Below are 18,270 nucleotides of genomic sequence, written 5' to 3'. Positions count from 1 at the left end.
CTCTAGGTTATGGGATATGAATAAACTCTTAAATCTGTCCGGTCTCGCCGCGATCCTTATGGCTGCGCCAGCGTCGGCGCTTACTTACAGTTGTGTGCTTACCGACAGCCGAAACAGCGGATGGGCACCAGAAAAGCTCGTGTTTGAGGTACTTCATGGCGATGCCACAGCACGCACCTATGATCCGATCACCTATTCGGTAAGTGGCGAATTGGCCGAGGCCAAGGTTGCAACAGCCAATTCGGTGCGCGTGTCGCTCAGCTGGAAGTCGGGACGTTACAACAACCCCAAGGCACGTCCGAGCCGAGATTATGCGGCGAACAGTGCGTTGCCGATCACCTATACTGCTACACTGCTGCGTGGCGGTAACAAGATACTTTTGCGCGCCACTCCGAGTGGTTTGAACACCTTCTATTCAGCAAAAGGCGCCTGCGTCGAGAGCAACGCGCCACTTGAGCAACTGGTTAATCCCTAGCCCGGTTAACAGACTGGGCAGCCAGCGTTGAAAACTTCCGAACCTTCGGACAAAGCAAAAGTCTGTTTTGGTTTGCAAAACAATTTCAACGCTCTAGAGATAGTCAAAACGCGGCTTTTACCGACAGGTGAAGCGCGATATAGTCACCCCCAACGCCAAAGGTTTGCTTTGGCATGAATAAACAGAAAGAGGATACTATGGCTTTTGAACTTCCCGATCTTCCCTATGCGCACGATGCTCTGGCGGATGCCGGCATGTCCAAGGAAACACTGGAATATCACCACGACCTGCACCACAAAGCCTATGTGGACAACGGCAACAAGCTGATCGCTGGAACCGAGTGGGAGGGCAAGTCCCTCGAAGATATCATCACCGGTACTTACGATTCGTCTTCCGTTGCGCAGAACGGCATTTTCAACAACATCAGCCAGCTTTGGAACCACAACCAGTTCTGGGAAATGATGGGTCCGGGCGAAAGCAACATGCCGTCCGAACTGGAGGCTGCTCTGAAAGAGAGCTTTGGTTCCGTTGACAAATTCAAAGAAGATTTCTCTGCTGCCGGCGCAGGTCAGTTCGGCTCCGGCTGGGCGTGGCTGGTGAAAGACACAGATGGCGGTCTGAAAGTGACCAAAACAGAAAACGGCGTGAACCCGCTGTGCTTTGGCCAGACTGCGCTGCTGGGCTGTGATGTTTGGGAGCACTCCTACTACATCGATTTCCGCAACAAGCGTCCGGCTTACCTGTCGAACTTCCTCGACAAACTGGTGAACTGGGAAAACGTCGCAAGCCGTATGTAATCTGCGCGGGCGCATCCCTGCGCCATGACAGAAACTTTAAACCCGCTTCCGTTTTCACGGTGGCGGGTTTTTTCGTGCAACCTTGTCACGGCAAACCGCGTTGGTTTTCTGTATCACAAAACCTTAGGAGGATCAGATGGCTGAACTGAAAAACGGGACTTGGGTTCTTATCGCAGACGGTGAGAAAGCATTGTTTCTGGAAAACCTGACCGATGGCGAAGATCCCCACTTGCAGGTGGTTCGCAAGGAGGAGCAGGAAAACCCGCCCCACCGCGAACAAGCTGCCAATCGCCCGGGCCGGATGCCTGATGTGGGGCAGGGACAACGCTCTGCACTGGCGGATACGGATTTCCACGAACTAGAGAAAGAGCGCTTTGCCGGAGATCTCGCTGATATGCTGTACAAATGGGCGCATAAGGGCCGGTTCAAGCATCTGGTGCTGGTGGCCGCACCGAACATCCTTGGGGAATTGCGCAGTCAAATCCACTCAGAAGTGTCTGACAAAGTGATCGGGGAGGTTGCAAAGACCCTGACCAACCATCCCATCAACGAGATTGAAGATATCGTTAAGAAAGAATTGGCCGCCTGATCTGACGGCGGCTATCAAAGCAGCGGCGCGGGATGTGATCCTGCGCCGCTTTTTCTGCGCTTAAGTGTCGGACGGGGCCAGCCTGTCCAGAACCGCCTCAACTGTGTCATCCACCACAAACAATTGCTTAAGGCTGGCATCGGCAAACCCTTTGTCCACGCTATGATCCACCAAGGCCAAAAGTGGGTCCCAGTAACCGTCCACATTCACCAGAATAATCGGCTTGGCGTGCAGCTTCAGTTGCGCCCACGTTAGCACTTCAAAAAACTCGTCCAGTGAACCGGCGCCACCGGGTAGAACCACAATCGCGTCGGAGTTTTTGAACATCACTTTTTTGCGTTCGTGCATGGTTTCGGTGACAACGAAAGCGGACAAATCCCGTTTGCCCACTTCCCAGTTCAGCAGATGCTCGGGGATAACGCCAAAGGTTTCGCCGCCCGCTTTTTGCGCAGCCGTGGCCACAGCCCCCATCAACCCGACATCACCCGCGCCGTAAACCAGCCGCATATTCCGCTCGGCCAGTCCAGTGCCAAGGTCGACTGCAGATTGCTTGTAGGCTGGTTCCGTTCCGAAACGGGAGCCGCAGAAGACGCAGACAGAGAGGTTTTTAGCATTGATAGGCATTAAGGTCCCTTTGGTATTGGTAGTTTGAGATTGGGTTTTCATAGTGTATCACGGTCCTGTGCCGGTGAAACGGCAAAACGCTACCCCAAGAAGACGAAGATCCATGTCCAAGTTGCCTTCCATTTCCGTCCCAATCCAGATTGCCATAGCGGGTTTGACGCTCGCTGTGATTATGGCGTTGATTGTATTCTTGCGTGAACCCTCGCCGTTGGAACTGGTCCCGGTGATGGAGGAAACGACCACGCCGGAACCTGCGCAGCAGGGAGCCGCTGTGCAAGAGCCAACGGTTCCATCAGTTGAGACTGCGCAGCGCGATACGGCTGTATCGGACGCGCCGCGCGAACAAGAGCCCGCCAGTAATGAAGCGGACGTGAATCCCGTGGAAGATTTCGCATTGATCGGGGACGAGACTTTAGAACCTGCCGATCCGGCTGATCCGGTGGAGGCTGAAGAAACGGTCGCCATCACTGCGGCGGTTACGAAGACTGCGCCGCTGGACACTGAAGTGAAAGCAGATGTTGTCCCGGTGGAAGAGAACGCGGCAGCCCCGATCAAGCCGGAGGCACAGGCTGAGTCTGTCGTAACGACACAAACTGCGGCTGTAACAGAGCCAACCGCCGCGGTTGACGTTTCGGCAGAAGATAATTCAACATCTGCGGATACCCCTGAAACGACGGATGCTGCCGAAGGTGCAGATGCCCCCGCCACAGTATCGGCTGACGAACCCCTTGGGCCCTTGGATGAAACCGACACGGCGGCACTTGAAGTTGCCAGCGAAACCGGCTCGCAAGTTGAAGTCGCGGAACCTGCGGTGGAACCTTCACCAGAGGTGGCGTCGAACCAAGCGCCGCCTGCTTCTGCATCGGATGTGCAGCTTGGCACTGCGCAGCCGGAACCCACAGCGGCCGAGCCCCGTTTTGATTTGGTGCGGGTGGATAACAGCGGCGCAACGGTGATTGCCGGTCAGGCCGCGCCAGGCGCGCAGGTGCAGGTCACCCTTGGCAATGCGCCGTTGGAGACCGTGCGCGCGGATCAAAGCGGCTCTTTCGTGGCGATCGTCCAGCTGCCAGCCGGTGACACCCCGCAAACTATGGGACTTGAGGAATTGCGCGACGGGACTGTGGTGTCCACTTCGCCCCAGACGGTTCTGGTGGTGCCGCCCCAACCCGATATGCCCGAAACCTCGCCCACCATTGTAGTGGCGGATACACAAGGTGCCGCTGTGATCCAGCCAGGCCAGCCGGTTGTGCCAGAGGAATTGTCGGATGATCCGCTTAGCCTTGATACAATTTCTTACGATCAGGGCGGTGCTGTTGTGCTCTCGGGGCGAGGCAGTGGCGACCAATTTGTGCGCGTCTATGTGGATAACCAGCCGATCCAGACTGAACCGGTGCTTCAGGATGGCAACTGGCGGGTGGTGCTGCCCGCGGTGGATCAGGGCGTGCATACGCTGCGGGTGGATCAGATCAGCAAAGGGGGTGACGTGCTGTCCCGCGTCGAAAGCCCGTTCAAACGGGAGGCACCGGCAGAACTGGCAGCAGCGGCGCGCAATGCACCTGATCAGTCCACTGTAATCGTGCAACCGGGCCATACACTTTGGGCATTGGCCGAGAGCCGCTACGGGGACGGCGTGAAATACGTCCAGATCTTCAGCGCAAACCGGGACCGTATTAAAAACGCCGATTTGATCTATCCCGGACAGGTGTTTGATCTGCCAGAGGGCGCAGACCCAAAATAAGCGTGCGCTGCTCTGGCCAATCCGTGCCCCGCGAACTATCTAAGAGCCTTCAAGAGAAGGCTATCCGATGCGAAAATCTACCATCACTACGTCCGACATCGATCGCAAAAGCGGTATGCGCACGATCCGAAAGGTCATGCCTTATCTTTGGCCGAGCGACAAACCCGAGATCAAAACCCGCGTAATTGCGGCTTTGGTTGTGCTGGTGATCGCCCGTCTGATCGCGGTTGTGACGCCGTTTTTCTATAAGGCGGCAGTGGATGCGCTGGCACCGGTGGCGGAAGACGCATCACCTGCGACAATGCTGGCGATGGGGGCTGTTGGCCTGACGGTGGCTTATGGCGCGCTGCGTCTGCTTGCTGTGGGGTTCAACCAGTTGCGGGACGCGATTTTTGCCCGTGTCGGCCAGCGCGCGTTGCGCAAACTCGCGCTTGAAACCTTTGAACACATGCACGCGCTGTCGCTGCGCTATCACATCACCCGCAAAACCGGCGGCCTTAGCCGGATTATTGAACGGGGTGTGAAAGGCGTGGACTTTCTGTTGCGCTTTTTGTTGTTTTCCATCGGCCCGCTGATATTGGAGCTGGTGCTAATCGGCGGCATTTTGTTCTTTGTTTTTGATGTCTGGTATCTGGCGGTGGTTGTTGTGACCATCTGGCTTTATATCTGGTTCACCTTCAAAGTGACCGAATGGCGCGTTCAGATCCGCAAGGAAATGAACGATCAGGACACGGATGCGAACCAGAAGGCCATCGACAGCCTGCTGAATTTTGAGACGGTGAAATACTTCGGCGCTGAAAAGCGCGAGGCGGCCCGTTACGACGAAAGCATGAAAAACTACGAATCTGCGGCGCTGAAAACCAGCTATTCGCTATCCTTTCTGAACTTTGGACAGTCTCTTTTCATCTCTACCGGTTTGGTGATCGTTATGGTGATGGCCGCGATTGGGGTGCAAAACGGCCAGATGACGGTGGGCGATTTCGTGATGGTGAACGCCTATATGATCCAGATCACCATGCCGTTGAACTTCCTTGGTACGGTTTACCGCGAAATTCGACAGGCGCTGGTGGATATGGGCGAGATGTTCGATCTGCTGGAGCAACCTTCCGAAGTGAGCGACAAGCCGGACGCCAAGCTGTTGGATGTGTCCGGCGGTGAAATCCGCTTTGAAGAGGTAGATTTCGGGTATAACGGCGAACGGCAAATCCTCAAATCGCTCGATCTGGTGGTGAAGCCGGGGCAAACGGTGGCGGTGGTCGGTCCGTCCGGTTCGGGCAAATCCACCATCGGGCGGCTGTTGTTCCGGTTCTATGATGTGAACGGAGGGGCGATTAAAATTGACGGTCAGGATATCCGCGATGTGACGCAAGACAGCCTGCACGATGCGCTTGGGATCGTGCCGCAGGATACGGTGCTGTTCAACGATACCATCGGTTATAACATCGCTTACGGGCGTGAAGGGGCCACCCGCGAGGATGTGATCGCTGCTGCCAAGGCCGCAAAAATCCACGACTTTGTGGAATCCCTGCACGAAGGCTATGACACCGCTGTTGGGGAGCGGGGGTTAAAGCTGTCGGGGGGTGAGAAACAACGGGTCGGCATTGCGCGGACGCTGTTGAAGAACCCGCCGATCCTGCTGCTGGATGAGGCAACTTCGGCGCTGGACACGGAAACCGAACGGGACATTCAGGAAAGTCTGCGGGCAATGGGGCAGGGGCGCTCGGTTATTACCATCGCGCACCGTCTGTCTACTGTGGTGGACGCGGACCGGATCATGGTGCTGGAAAAAGGTGTGGTTGTTGAACAGGGCACCCACGACGAACTGGTGGCGCAAGCGGGCCGCTATTACAGCATGTGGCAGCGCCAACTGTCTGAACAGGACGAAGACGACAGCGCCGTAGCCTAAGCGGGGTAAGCCCGACCAAATCAAAAGCCCCCGCCGGAGTTGATGCTCTGGCGGGGGCTTTTTCGTTTCTGCGTGGGCCTGATTACTCGGCCGCTTTTAGGGGCGGTTTGGGGCTGGCGGATATTTCTGTCACAGGGGCAGGGCCTTCGTCTGCTTCGTCCCAGTGGATTTCGCCAGCGCCGGTTCTACGCGCCCGTTTGCGCTGCCTGCGATCCTGTGCGATCCGCGTATTGCGCCCGCCAAGCAGCGTGCCCGCCAGCGCACCGGCACTGTAGGCGCCAGTCGTGAACCAGACCCGCAGGGCCAGCATGGAGGGCGTAAACACCAGCGTTAGAACGGTCGCGATGCCAAGGCCGAACACCACCGCAGTGGCAAGTTGTTTCCACCACAGCGCAGTTGGCGCGTCGATGGAGTAGCCGCCATTGTAAAAGTCGATGGACAGGCCGAACATCATCGGCGCCAGCCCTGCCATCGTGGTGATGGTGGTCAGCAGAACAGGGCGAATCCGGTCCTCGGCTGTGCGCACAATGGCTTGTAGGCGCGGCATATATTCGGCGTATTCCTGATAGGTGTCGATCAGAACAATGTTGTTGTTCACCACGATCCCTGCCAGCGCCACAATCCCTGTGCCGGTCATAATGATCGAAAACGTCTGATCCATCACCAGCATCCCGATCAACACGCCTGCGGTGGACAGAACCACCGCGAGCAGCACAAGGATGGAGTTGTAGACGGAGTTGAACTGGGCCAGCAGAATGACAAACATCAGGCCAAGCGCACCGGCGAAAGCCTTGCCAAGGAATGCCTCGGATTCTGCCTGATCCTGTTGATCCCCTTGCCATGACCATTCCACGCTCGGCGGAAGGGGGGTGTCTTCCTCCAGCCATTTGGTCATCGCCTCAATCGCCAGATTTCCGTTGAGCGGCTTTGCCCCTTTGGCATCGGCTGAAACGATATTGCCGTCCGCATCTACAAACAGGCCGCTTTCAACATCTGCCTTAACGTCAAAATAGCGTTTGGTGTCAAAACGGTCGATCTGTCCTAATTTGTCCACCGGCGTGCGGGTGATGAAATTGCTGAGCGGAATCAACCCCGAAGCGGTGCGCACCCGCAGCGTATCAATGGTAGACAGCAAACGGTCGTTTTCAGGCAGGCGCACACGTATTTCGATTTCGTCGTCCGAACTTTCAACCCGCATGGTGTCCAGCATCAGGCCACGGGTCACAAGCTGCACCATCGCGCCCACCGACAGAACATCCGCGCCGTAGCGTCCGGCCTGTTCCACATCCACGTCAATCTGCCAGTCGATACCGGGCAGGGGGCGGGTGTCCTCGATCTTGATCAGGCCTGTGGTGTTGTCGAATTTGCGCCGCACAGTGTCCGCAGCGGTTTGGAGTTCTTCCCAGTTGTCGCCCGTGACCCGCAGGTTGAGCGGCTTGCCAGAGGCCGGACCCATCGCCGCCTCGGAAATCTCGGCCTGAATGCCGGGCACGGTTTTCAGACGCTCGTTGATCTGATCCAGAATGTCATTGCCAGATCCACGGGGGCGTTCGGTCCATTTAACCAGCTCGATCTGCACCTGTCCGATGCTGTCAGTCGGGGCAATCGCCCCGCCTGTATTCTGGTTCAGACCGCCTTCACCAGCAAAGGCAAACAGGCTTTCGACGCCTTCTACCTGCATGATCTCGGCTTCGACCTGACGGACCAGATTGTCCTTTTCCTCAAGGCTGAGGTTGCCGCGTGCGCGCACATAGGCGATGGCCCGTTCGGGTTCGGTTTCTACAAAGAATTCAACACCTTTAGAATTGGCCCCAAAGTAACCAAACACCGAAACCACAAAGAATCCGATCGCTGCGATGGTCACAATCGGCATCACCGGATTGCCTGCGATCAGGTGGATAATCCAGCCAAACGGGGATCGTTTGTAACCGGCCTTAACCTTCTTCTTCTTTTGCTGTGGCCCAAGTGATCCGCCCGTGGCGGCCAGTGCGAAACAGCCCAGCAGCACGGCGATGGTGGCGCCGGCCATTTCGCCCCGCAGTAGCATCAGAATGCCGTTGAACAGGATAACCGCGCTTAGGACCATCAGGATCAGACGAATGCTCCAGTGTACCGATTTGCGCAGCCAGAGCGAAACCCTTCCAAGAATAGCCGACATCCGCCCTGCCACACCGCCGACAACCGGCAGGTAAACCAACGCCACAAGTAAGGACGCCGAAAGCACAAAAATCAGGGTGACAGGCAGATTGCCCATGAACTCCCCGGGAACACCGGGCCAGAACAGCATTGGTAAAAAGGCGCAAAGGGTGGTCGCAGTGGAAGAGACAATCGGCCAGAACATCCGTTTCGCCGCCGCCGTATAGGCGCGCATCGGGCCGACGCCACGGGTGATTTCCTTATCGGCGTATTCGACCACCACAATGGCCCCGTCCACCAGCATCCCGACCGCCAGAATAAGGCCGAACATCACGATGTTAGAGATAGAAATCCCCGCCACTGCCATGATTGCAAAGGACAACAGGAACGACGTGGGGATGGCAAAACCGACCAGCAGCGCAGAACGCACACCAAGCGCGGCGAGGACAACGATCATCACCAGCGCCACGGCTGTCAGCACGGAAGCTTCAAGCTGGCTGACCATATCGGCCACATTTGTGCTTTCGTCCATGGAATAGCTGACAGTGATACTGTCGCGCAGCTCTTGTGGCCATTCCGCCTGAGAGGCCTCTACAGTGTCGCGCACCAGTTGCACCGCGTTGATCAGATTGGTGCCTTTGCGCTTGACCACTTGCAGCGCCACGGTTGTCTGCCCGTTATAGCGTGCCGTGCCCACCTGATCTTCAAAGGTCAGACGGATTTCTGCGAGATCCCCGAGCGTGATCACCCGATCCCCGTTAACCTTAACCGGAAGGTTGTAAACATCCTGTGGCTCATCAAATGCGGACGGGATTTTGACCGAAAACGCACCATTGGCGGTTTCCACTTCACCAGCGGCGATCAGCTGGTTGTTGTTGGTAACGACATTGATCAGCTCGCCAGCGGTGACGTTGTAAGCCTCTAGTTTCAGCGGGTCGATCAACACCTCGAGCATTTCATCCCGATGGCCCGCCAGACCGGCCTCCAGCACGGGTGTCAGCGCTTCGACTTTATCCTGCAAGTCCTTGACAACACGCAGCAAAGTTCGTTCGGGAATGGCGCCGGACAGGGACACCACAAGCACCGGAAATTCCGAGAAGTTGATCTCGTTGATGGTGGGTTGGTCTGCGTCTTCGGGGAAATCGGCCTGCGCCTGATTAACCTTGTCGCGCACATCTGCGATGGTGGCGGACTTGTCCCAACCAAATTCAAACTCCAGCGCCACCCCGCCGTAATTTTCAGCGGCCGTGCCGGAAATTTTCTTTAACCCGTCCAGATCGCGCAGCTTGCTTTCCAGCGGTTTGACCAGCAGTTTTTCACTGTCCTCCGCCGAAATGCCGGGGAATTGGACAGAAACGAATAGGGCCGGAATGTCGATGTCCGGTTCGCCCTCTTTGGGTAGGTTAATGTAAGAAAACGTGCCCGCGCCAAGGGATAGGACGATCAGCGCAAAGATCATGCGTGCGCGGGCCGAGGCCCAATCGACGATACCGATCATGACGCATCCTTCTGATAGGTTACGGTCACGCGCCGCCCCGTCACGACGTATTCCTGCCCGACAATGATCACTTCGGCCTGTTCCGGCAAACCGCCGACCCAAACACCGTCAGGGCTTTCGTTAAGGATCGTGACCTGTTTGAACACCGCCGTTTCTCCGTCCACAATCCGCACGCCAAGTTGCCCTTGATCGTTCAGGGTAAGGGCGGATTGGGGCAGTAAATGTCCGGTTTCCCCGTGCAGCGCGATATAGATTTCAGCCGTGGAACCATCGCGGATCGACAGGTCTTCGTTAGGAACGGTCACTTCGACGCGGAAGGTGCGGGTCAGGGGATCGGCGCTGCGTGAAATAAAGGTCAGCTTGCCGCGGACTTCTTGTCCGCCAATCAGCCGCGCACCAGCCAGCCCCCCCACTGAAATGCGCTGCACCTGTTGTTCCGTGGCATAGCCCACCAGCTTGATCGGGTTCAACGCGATCACCCGCGCACAGGTGCCTCCGGTTTGCAGCAAGGCGCCAAATTCCGCGGTGTCGGATTCCAGCAGCCCAGAAAAAGGCGCGTGGATTTCCAGTTGCTCCAGCTCTTTTTTGGCCCGCTCGACCACCGCTTGGGCTGCCTGTAAGGCGGCCACCCGCGAAATGGCAGTGGTTTCGGACGCATACCCTTTTTGCACCAAACTGGCAGAAACATTGTTGTTGGCCTCAGCCTCGGCCAGACGCGCCTTGGCTTCGGACAGCGTGGCTTCTCGGGTGCCAGGATCCAGCTTACACAGCAGTTCCCCTTCACCCACCAGTGTACCGGCACGCAGGGGGGGCGATATTACCTGCCCGCTGGTCTCGGCTTTGACGTCAAGTAAGCGGAAAGCAGCCGTCTGCCCCCGCAACACAATGCCACGATCCACCGGCTGGGCTTGGGACTTTTGCACCAACACAGAAACCGGCGGCTTGTCCTCGATCCGTTGTTCAACAGTTTCTTCAGATGCCGGCTCGGGTTCTGCTCCGGCAAAGGCCAGCAGGGCGTCGCGCTCAAGAATGAGCATATAAGTAAAGGCACAGACGAGCGTGGCTGTCAGCAACGGGGTAAAACGCATGTAGAAACCTCTTTGCATCGCAGCACCCATTGCGCGGCGATTGGCGTAAATAAGCAGTGCTCTCTGAATAGGGGGGGGAACCCTTGCTGACAAGGCAAGGTTGTGCGTCAAGGGGCCATTTCTTATCCCGAACGGGCCAGTTGTTGCAAATGCGCCTTGGCAAACTTGCCTGCTTCGCAGTATTGTCCGCCCGAATTCGGGTCAGGAGACAACTGTGAGCGATAGCGATTCCTTTATTGAAGAAGTCACCGAGGAAGTTCGGCGCGACCAATTGTATAAATACGTCCGCAAATACGGCTGGATTGCTGTTTTGCTTGTGGTTGGTGCTGTCGGGGTGACCGGTTATCTGGAATGGCAAAAAGCGAGCCTTGCTTCGGATGCGCAGGCCCGTGGCGATCAGTTTGCGGCAGCGCTGGACGCTCCTGAACCCTCCGCCCGTGCTGATGCGCTGGCTGCACTCACGCCCGAGGCTGGTCCAGCAGCGGTTATTGTGGATTTGCGCCGTGCTGCAGAACTGGCAGAGGCCGGTGATATCGATGGCGCAGTTGCGGCCTATGATGCGGTTGCCAGCAGCGATGCCGGACCGATCTATACCGAACTGGCGCGGCTAAAATCCGTAATCCTTCAAGGAACTGCAATGGATGCCGCCGCGCGTCAGGCCGTGCTCGACGATTTGGCTGCACCCGGTGCGATCTATCGCCCGCTTGCATTGGAACAACAGGCAATCTCCGCGTTGGCCGCTGATGATAAAGACGCCGCAATCGCGCTTTATACCGAACTGGTGCAGGACAGCGAGGCCACAGACGCGCTGCGCAACCGTGCCTCTCAGGTTCTGGTCGCTTTGGGTGCGGAAATTCCGGCAACGTCCCAATTGCTTTCCGAGTAAAAAACGGCACAATCGCAGATACAACAGGATCAATCAAAGATCGGGGCCGAGCAAGTGGTAACCAGTCGTAAATTAACAAGAACAAGCAAATTCGGACGCGCGCTGACGATGTCTCTGCTGCTTGGAACTGCGCTTGTGGCCTGTTCCCAACAGGAACCGCCGCTGCCGGGCGAACGTCTTGACCTGCGTGAACCGTTCCTGCCCGAAGGGGCACAGGTGGAGCCGACGCGGGTTGACAAACTGGCCTTGCGCGCGCCTGCCGTGAACGCTGAATGGACCCATCGCAACGGATCTGCACAGCATTTGATCCGCCACCCTGCGCTTGGCCGCAGTCTTTCACGGGTCTGGAGCGTTGGGATCGGGGCTGGAAACAGCCGCAAGAACGCCATCACCGCCAGCCCTGTGATTGGCGGCGGACGTGTTTATTCCATAGATTCTGATGGATCCCTTCGGGCGTTCAGCCTGACCGGACAGTCGGTGTGGACCCGCGATCTGACCCCGCCAAACGAGAAAAAAGGCGAAGTATCGGGTGGTGGCGTGGTCTATGCCAATGGCGTGCTTGCGATCACCACCGGCCACGGCGAAGTGATCCTTGCGGATGCGACCACAGGCAACATCCGTTGGCGCCATCAGATGAATGGCGCAATTTCCAGCGATCCGCTGATCGTGGGGGACGTGGTGGTTGCCGTTGCCAGAAATAACGTGGCGATTGGTCTTAATATTTCCAACGGACGTTTGCTTTGGCAACAACTGAGCCCGGGCGATACATCCGGCATTGCAGGGGCGGGTGCGCCTGCGGCTGCTGGCAAACTGGCGGTTCTGCCGTTTGCTTCGGGTGAAATCGTCGGCGCGGTGACCAGCAACGGTCTGCGGGCTTGGTCCACGACTGTGACGGGCAGCAATAAAGGACAGGCGCGCAATCTCGTTTCTGACATTTCGGGCGATCCTGTGATTGACGGCACGACACTTTATGTGGCGAACCAGTCAGGCCGTCTTGCAGCCCTTGACCGGCGGTCGGGCGACAGGCTTTGGACCGCTAAAGACGGCTCTTATTCGCCAGTTTGGCCTGCGGGTGGCGCGGTCTTCATGATCACTGACAGTTTTGCTGTCAAACGGCTGAACGCATCGGACGGATCTGAGGTCTGGTCCGCAGAACTCCCTAATTTCAAAGCGGAACGGGACCGGCGCAAGAAAGCAACCTATGCCTACTTCGGTCCTGTTCTGGCCGGTGGCCAGCTTTGGGTCGCAGGCAGCGACGGGCTGTTGCGCAGCTATAATCCGGCTGATGGGACTTTGACGGGAACTGTCGATATTCCCGGTGGTGCAGCCTCTCAACCGGCTATTGCAGGTGGCAAATTCTACATCTTCTCGGCCAATGGCCAGTTGCACGCCTATCAATAAGCCTTTCCAAGAGGGTCATGATCCGTTAGAGCGCGGTTTCAACCCATACACAGGTTTCTAGTCATGTCTTTTACGCTGGCCATAGTCGGGCGTCCCAATGTTGGTAAATCCACCCTGTTCAACCGTCTGGTTGGACGCAAACTCGCACTGGTTGACGATCAACCGGGTGTGACGCGCGACCTGCGCGAAGGCGATGCCCGCCTCGGGCCACTGCGCTTTACGGTGATTGACACCGCCGGTCTGGAAGAAGCCACCGACGAAAGCCTTCAGGGCCGGATGCGGATGCTGACCGAACGGGCCGTGGAAATGGCTGACGTTTGCCTGTTCATGATGGACGCCCGCGCTGGTGTCATGCCCGCGGATCAGGTGTTTGCTGAAATCTTGCGCAAAAAATCCGCCCGCGTTATTCTTGGTGCGAATAAGGCTGAAGGCAAAGCTGGTGAAACCGGTTATTACGATGCGTTTTCGCTCGGCCTTGGGGAACCTGTGCAGCTGTCGGCTGAACACGGCGAGGGTATGGACGATCTGCTGCGCATGCTGGAGCCTTTCGCCAAAGAATTCGCGGAACGTCAGGTAGAGCCTGAAACCGACGTCGATGTCTCTGACATGCCCGAGGATTTTGAAGACGAGGATGTGGAGATTACCTACTCCGCCGCCAAACCTCTGCAAATCGCGGTTGTGGGACGCCCGAATGCGGGTAAGTCGACCCTGATTAATAAAATTCTCGGTCAGGATAAATTGCTGACCGGACCCGAAGCGGGCATCACCCGCGATGCGATTTCGACCAATGCGAATTGGGACGGGATTCCGTTCCGGATCTGGGACACGGCAGGCATGCGCAAGCGTGCCAAAGTGCAGGAGAAGCTGGAAAAACTCTCTGTGTCTGATGGTCTGCGCGCGGTTAAATTCTCTGAAGTGGTAGTTGTGCTGCTCGATGTGGATATTCCGTTCGAACAACAGGATCTGCGCATTGCCGACCTTGCTGAAAGGGAAGGCCGCGCTGTGGTGGTTGCGGTGAACAAATGGGATCTCGAAGACGAAAAACAGACCAAGCTGAAGGAACTCCGCGAAGCCTTCACCCGTCTGTTGCCCCAATTGCGCGGCGCACCGATGGTCACAGTTTCCGCGCGCACGGGCAAGGGTCTGGACCGTCTTCATGCCGCTATCCTAAGCGCGCATAAAGTCTGGAACCGTCGAATCAGCACCGCACGCCTGAACCGCTGGCTGACCCTGATGCTAGAGGCGCACCCGCCGCCCGCACCCGGTGGTCGCCGCATCCGCTTGCGGTATATGACTCAGGTGAAAACCCGTCCGCCAAGTTTCGTGATCATGTGCTCGCATCCTGATCTGGTGCCCGAAAGCTATAACCGCTATCTTATCAATGGCTTGCGGGCCGATCTTGACATGCCAGGAACGCCAATCCGCCTCTATATGCGCAGCCAGTCTGACAAGAACCCTTATCGGGACAAGAAGGAAAAGAAGGTCACGAAGCTGAACAAACACACCGAAGGCCGCTACCGCAAGGAAGCCGGACGGGGCGTTAAACCCAAGTCCTAAGCCTTTTAAAGCCAGCTTCTTCTGGCCCTGAAATATCCCCGCCGGAGGCTTCAAAACTTTCAGCCTGCGGCGGGGTTAATTGGCTGGCTCTGCCATATCTTCCGGCAGCAACGCCATGAATTCTTCGCGCAGGGCAAGCGCTGGCGTTGATCCGGTCCCACCCTTTAGCAGATTATCATGCTCGAACGGGTCGCTGCGATGATCGTACAGCTCCTCTGAGCCATCCCAATAGAAAATGTAACGATGGGTGCGGCTGCGCACGGAAAGCGCGGTTTGCGCCAGTCCGTCCTTGCTCTGCTGGGTCCAGACCGAACCCGCATACCCTCGCCACGCCGGATTTTCGCCTTTAACAAGCGGCATCAGATCCTGACCCGAAAATTGCGGCACGGGGGGCTGGCCTGCCGCTGACATCAGCGTTGGGGCAATATCGATCAGCGACACCGGTTCGTCATAGCGTGCCGGTGCAATATCCGGCCCCGCGATCATCAGGGGCACGCGCAAAGCCCGCTCCCACAGTGTAAATTTGTGAAAGGCCAGCTTTTCCCCCAGCTGATAGCCGTGATCGGACCAAAGCAGCAGGGTCGTGGTTTCCCACAGTCCCGTCGCGTCCATATGATCGAGCACCCGTCCAAGCAGATAATCCGCATAAGCGACAGAGGCGAGGTAGGCTTTGAGGAAGTCCTGATACTCACCCGTCCTGTTTACGATCCGGCGAAACTGGGCGCGGCTGTTGGCATAGGCTTTACCAGCTTCGGATAACCCCGATTGGGGCGCCTCGGCGGTTGGATCGAAACTGTTCTGCCCCAGACCTGGCGGATTGGCGACTGTATCAGGCAGCATGTCAAAGAACCGCTGCGGGACGACAAAGGGCAGGTGCGGACGGTACAGGCCCAAGGCCCAGAACTGCCCCTGACTGCCGCGCGTCATCCGTTCGATCATCGCACTGGTGTTCACATCGTCGTAAAGGTCATCCCTGTCAGGAATGGCCCCAAAATCAATCGACGGCCCGAATTTTCCGGTTTTCGCAAGGCGGCTGATGGGGGAGAACAGTTCGGAATTGCTTTGGGGGAAGCTGTCCCAATCCTCGTAATCGAATTGGGGTTTGTTGACGTGAAACACTTTGCCCAACCCGTGCGTTTCAAAACCGGCGCTGCGCATATGCCCGACAATGGACAGGCGTTTCCCCTTTGGATAATGGTGGTGCCACTTATGCTTGTTCTCATAAATACCTGTTTCCCAAGGGTTTTGCCCAAACAGCGCTGCGGTCCGCGCGGGCGAGCACGCAGGCGCCGGACTATAGGCTTGGGTAAAAACAGCGGCCCGTTTTGCCAGCCGTGACAGGTTCGGGGTAATCGCATCGGGATGCCCGCCAAGGGGTTCGATCCAGTCGTTCAAATCCTCGATCGAGAACAGCAGGATATTCTGGCGCGGCTTATCCACGGAAGGTTGTCTGCGATACAGGGATGGCAAAATCTTCGGGCAGCATCAACTGATGGGCCTCTCGCAGCGCGGCAAGTTCGGGGTCCTTGACAGCGGCAGGATCGGCCAGCAGGTTCACATGTTCAAACGGGTCGGCGCAGTGGTCGTAAAGCTCCTCTCCGCCGTCCCAGTACAGGATGTAACGGTGGGTGTGGGATCGCGCGGACATGGCGAGTTTTGGGCTGTCTGTCTTAAAATCGCGCCCCCAGACCGCCGCTGCATAGCCGCGCAGTTCCCCGTCGCTGTGATCAAGTGCGGGGGAGAGATCCTGCCCTTCAAACTGTTCAGGCGTCAAAAGCCCTGCGCGGGCAAAAAGGGTCGGGGCAATATCACAAAGCGACACGGGCTCGTTCACTTTTCCGGCCTCAATTCCGGCCCCTGCGAACATCAAAGGCACCCTCAGCGCTCTTTCCCACAGGGTGAACTTGCGGAAGGCCAGTTTCTCGCCCAACTGCCAGCCGTGATCAGACCAAAGCACCACCAGCGTGTTATCCCACAGGTTGCAGGCGTCCATCCGGTCGAGCACGTGCCCAAGCAGTTCATCGGCGTAATTGATCGAGGCGAGGTAAGCCTTCAGCAGGTCTTTGTATTCATCATTCCGCCCCAGAATCCGCCGTAACATCGCAGAATCATTCGCAATTGTTTTGCCAGACTCCGGCAGCGGATCGTGAAGCGAGGTGTTTGCGGGATCAAAGCGGTTCAGGCCCAACCCCGGTGGATCGGCAACTTCATCAGGGAAGCGGTCGAAATACTTTTGCTGCACAAGAAAGGGAAGATGCGGACGATACAGCCCGAGCGCCCAGAACTGGCCAATGGCACCGGGGTGCAGACGGTTCACCAGCCATTCGGTGTTGTGATCGTCGTATTGCAGGTGGCCTTCGTCAAGCGGACCAAAATCCGTGTAGGGGCCGACCTTGCCGGACTTGCGGGTTTTGCTGATCGGTTCAACCCCCTCGATCCGGATGTCATTGTAACTGGTCCAGTCGCTGTGATCGAAGTGCTTGGGTGCGACGTGGAAAACCTTGCCCGCGCCGTGTGTTTCAAACCCTGCATCACGGAATTGTCCTACAAGGGATTTGCGCGCGCCCGGTTCGAAATAATCGTGCCATTTGTGGTTGTTAGCATAGACGCCGGTGGACCACGGATGGCGGCCAAACAAGGTGGATGTGCGGCTGGGAGAGCAGGCTGGCGCCTCTGCGTAAGCGTTTTGGAACACCTGTGCGCGGGCGGCGAGTCGGGTCAGATTCGGGGTGATTGTGTCCGGATGACCGCCCAGCGGTTCGATCCAGTCGTTCAGGTCCTCAATCGACAGGAAGAGGATGTTTTTGACGTTTGATGTACTCACTACCATGCCTGCGGACTGTTTTCGGGCAGTCTGCTGGAAACGATCGCAAAAGGGAAGGGGGATTGCACCCCGACCTTGAGGTCTGTCAGATCAGGCGATGGGGTTCAGAGCAGCGCGACGAGGCGTGCGGCTTCCGTCGCACAGGATGTCAGTGCGCCGCGGTCTTCACCCGGGTAGAACCGCGCCCGTGTGGCGGTTGGCATCGGGGCCGGTTCAAAGCTGACAACCTTGCGTCCGCGTCCCGCACCTTCGGCCGCCCAACTGTCAAACAGGGCCTTCTGTGCCGCCTTAGAGGCGCCATAAGCCGCGAAGAATTTCTCTCCGGCGCGGGGGTCGTGGCAGTGTACAGCGGTGCCTTTGCGAGCTTCCAGCAATGGGTCGATGTTCACAATCAACTGCTGCGCCATGCGCACGTTGGTGTTGAACGTGTTGTCCCAGTCTTTCTGTGCCGCATGATTTGCGGGCGACAGGGGTGGTGCGTGGTTGATACAATGCACCCACAGATCCAGCCCGCCCCAACGCTCGTAAATAGAGATGCACAGGCGTTTGACTGCCTCTTCGTCTTTCACATCCAGCGGAACCAGCGTGGTGGTGCCGCCTTTGGCTTGGATTCGGTCATCCAGTTCTTCCAAAGCGCCGGTTGTACGGGCAAGCGCGATTACATGGTGGCCCTTTGCGGCCAAAGCTTCTGCCGTAGCAGCGCCCAGCCCGCGCGATGCGCCGGTAACGAGAGAAATAGGTTGGGTCACGT

14 protein-coding genes are annotated in these 18,270 nt (G+C 57.4%); 8 read left to right on the top strand and 6 right to left on the bottom strand.

What is annotated here, in order from left to right:
* The first annotated feature begins 16 nt into the window (after positions 1–16).
* From IEX10_RS11585 to IEX10_RS11575, 3 genes are all read left to right on the top strand, one after another.
* Positions 17–475: a hypothetical protein gene (locus tag IEX10_RS11585; protein ID WP_188675231.1), complete on the top strand. Its 459-nt coding sequence runs from the start codon at positions 17–19 to the stop codon at positions 473–475.
* Positions 476–672: 197 nt separating this feature from the next.
* The gene (locus IEX10_RS11580; RefSeq protein WP_188675227.1) at positions 673–1,272 is read left to right on the top strand and encodes a superoxide dismutase; all 600 of its coding nucleotides are present in this window, start codon (positions 673–675) and stop codon (positions 1,270–1,272) included.
* Positions 1,273–1,408: 136 nt separating this feature from the next.
* Positions 1,409–1,861, top strand: coding sequence for a host attachment family protein (locus tag IEX10_RS11575; protein ID WP_188675223.1), 453 nt, complete (start codon positions 1,409–1,411; stop codon positions 1,859–1,861).
* 60 nt (positions 1,862–1,921) lie between these two features.
* Here IEX10_RS11575 and IEX10_RS11570 read toward each other — a convergent pair whose 3' ends face one another.
* Entirely contained in the window at positions 1,922–2,485 is a 564-nt protein-coding gene (locus tag IEX10_RS11570) for an LOG family protein (RefSeq protein ID WP_188675208.1), read from the bottom strand.
* 103 nt (positions 2,486–2,588) lie between these two features.
* On the opposite strand from IEX10_RS11570, the gene IEX10_RS11565 reads away from it, so the two are divergent.
* Both IEX10_RS11565 and IEX10_RS11560 read left to right on the top strand, forming a co-directional pair.
* Positions 2,589–4,223 (top strand): LysM peptidoglycan-binding domain-containing protein, encoded by a 1,635-nt coding sequence (locus IEX10_RS11565; protein WP_188675206.1) that lies wholly within the window; start codon positions 2,589–2,591, stop codon positions 4,221–4,223.
* Positions 4,224–4,290: 67 nt separating this feature from the next.
* Positions 4,291–6,129 (top strand): ABCB family ABC transporter ATP-binding protein/permease, encoded by a 1,839-nt coding sequence (locus IEX10_RS11560; protein ID WP_188675204.1) that lies wholly within the window; start codon positions 4,291–4,293, stop codon positions 6,127–6,129.
* A gap of 82 nt (positions 6,130–6,211) precedes the next feature.
* Here IEX10_RS11560 and IEX10_RS11555 read toward each other — a convergent pair whose 3' ends face one another.
* Together IEX10_RS11555 and IEX10_RS11550 are read right to left on the bottom strand one after the other, a co-directional pair.
* On the bottom strand, positions 6,212–9,763 hold the full coding sequence (locus IEX10_RS11555) for an efflux RND transporter permease subunit (protein ID WP_188675201.1): 3,552 nt from the start codon (positions 9,761–9,763) through the stop codon (positions 6,212–6,214).
* Complete coding sequence (locus tag IEX10_RS11550) at positions 9,760–10,851, bottom strand: efflux RND transporter periplasmic adaptor subunit (protein ID WP_188675198.1); 1,092 nt, start codon at positions 10,849–10,851, stop codon at positions 9,760–9,762. Before IEX10_RS11550 ends, IEX10_RS11555 begins: the two co-directional genes overlap by 4 nt.
* Before the next feature lie 214 nt (positions 10,852–11,065).
* Between IEX10_RS11550 and IEX10_RS11545 the strand changes: the two genes are divergently transcribed.
* From IEX10_RS11545 to der, 3 genes are all read left to right on the top strand, one after another.
* On the top strand, positions 11,066–11,737 hold the full coding sequence (locus IEX10_RS11545; protein ID WP_188675195.1) for a tetratricopeptide repeat protein: 672 nt from the start codon (positions 11,066–11,068) through the stop codon (positions 11,735–11,737).
* Between the two features lie 108 nt (positions 11,738–11,845).
* A complete protein-coding gene (locus tag IEX10_RS11540; RefSeq protein WP_188675192.1) occupies positions 11,846–13,138 on the top strand; it encodes an outer membrane protein assembly factor BamB family protein in 1,293 nt (430 codons plus the stop codon).
* A gap of 63 nt (positions 13,139–13,201) precedes the next feature.
* Positions 13,202–14,695 carry a ribosome biogenesis GTPase Der gene (der, locus tag IEX10_RS11535; protein WP_188675189.1) on the top strand — a complete coding sequence of 498 codons (1,494 nt, stop codon included), beginning with the start codon at positions 13,202–13,204 and terminating at the stop codon, positions 14,693–14,695.
* A gap of 75 nt (positions 14,696–14,770) precedes the next feature.
* Here der and IEX10_RS11530 read toward each other — a convergent pair whose 3' ends face one another.
* From IEX10_RS11530 to IEX10_RS11520, 3 genes are all read right to left on the bottom strand, one after another.
* A complete protein-coding gene (locus tag IEX10_RS11530; RefSeq protein ID WP_188675186.1) occupies positions 14,771–16,135 on the bottom strand; it encodes a sulfatase in 1,365 nt (454 codons plus the stop codon).
* Complete coding sequence (locus tag IEX10_RS11525) at positions 16,128–17,519, bottom strand: sulfatase (RefSeq protein ID WP_188675184.1); 1,392 nt, start codon at positions 17,517–17,519, stop codon at positions 16,128–16,130. Before IEX10_RS11525 ends, IEX10_RS11530 begins: the two co-directional genes overlap by 8 nt.
* Positions 17,520–17,623: 104 nt before the next feature.
* Positions 17,624–18,268 carry an SDR family NAD(P)-dependent oxidoreductase gene (locus tag IEX10_RS11520; RefSeq protein ID WP_188675181.1) on the bottom strand — a complete coding sequence of 215 codons (645 nt, stop codon included), beginning with the start codon at positions 18,266–18,268 and terminating at the stop codon, positions 17,624–17,626.
* Positions 18,269–18,270: the final 2 nt, after the last annotated feature.

The sequence above is a fragment of the Neptunicoccus cionae genome (genome assembly GCF_014643735.1).
Taxonomy (GTDB): domain Bacteria; phylum Pseudomonadota; class Alphaproteobacteria; order Rhodobacterales; family Rhodobacteraceae; genus Amylibacter; species Amylibacter cionae.
Note: the sequence above shows the minus strand (reverse complement) of the source record. Positions and strands in the feature narration are given on the sequence as shown.

Excerpts from the sequence above, each read along its gene's own strand:
- IEX10_RS11585 (WP_188675231.1), top strand. The coding sequence starts at position 17 with ATGAATAAACTCTTAAATCTGTCCGGTCTCGCCGCGATCCTTATGGCT.
- IEX10_RS11580 (WP_188675227.1), top strand. The coding sequence starts at position 673 with ATGGCTTTTGAACTTCCCGATCTTCCCTATGCGCACGATGCTCTGGCG.
- IEX10_RS11575 (WP_188675223.1), top strand. The coding sequence starts at position 1,409 with ATGGCTGAACTGAAAAACGGGACTTGGGTTCTTATCGCAGACGGTGAG.
- IEX10_RS11570 (WP_188675208.1), bottom strand. The coding sequence starts at position 2,485 with ATGCCTATCAATGCTAAAAACCTCTCTGTCTGCGTCTTCTGCGGCTCC.
- IEX10_RS11565 (WP_188675206.1), top strand. The coding sequence starts at position 2,589 with ATGTCCAAGTTGCCTTCCATTTCCGTCCCAATCCAGATTGCCATAGCG.
- IEX10_RS11560 (WP_188675204.1), top strand. The coding sequence starts at position 4,291 with ATGCGAAAATCTACCATCACTACGTCCGACATCGATCGCAAAAGCGGT.
- IEX10_RS11555 (WP_188675201.1), bottom strand. The coding sequence starts at position 9,763 with ATGATCGGTATCGTCGATTGGGCCTCGGCCCGCGCACGCATGATCTTT.
- IEX10_RS11550 (WP_188675198.1), bottom strand. The coding sequence starts at position 10,851 with ATGCGTTTTACCCCGTTGCTGACAGCCACGCTCGTCTGTGCCTTTACT.
- IEX10_RS11540 (WP_188675192.1), top strand. The coding sequence starts at position 11,846 with ATGTCTCTGCTGCTTGGAACTGCGCTTGTGGCCTGTTCCCAACAGGAA.
- der (WP_188675189.1), top strand. The coding sequence starts at position 13,202 with ATGTCTTTTACGCTGGCCATAGTCGGGCGTCCCAATGTTGGTAAATCC.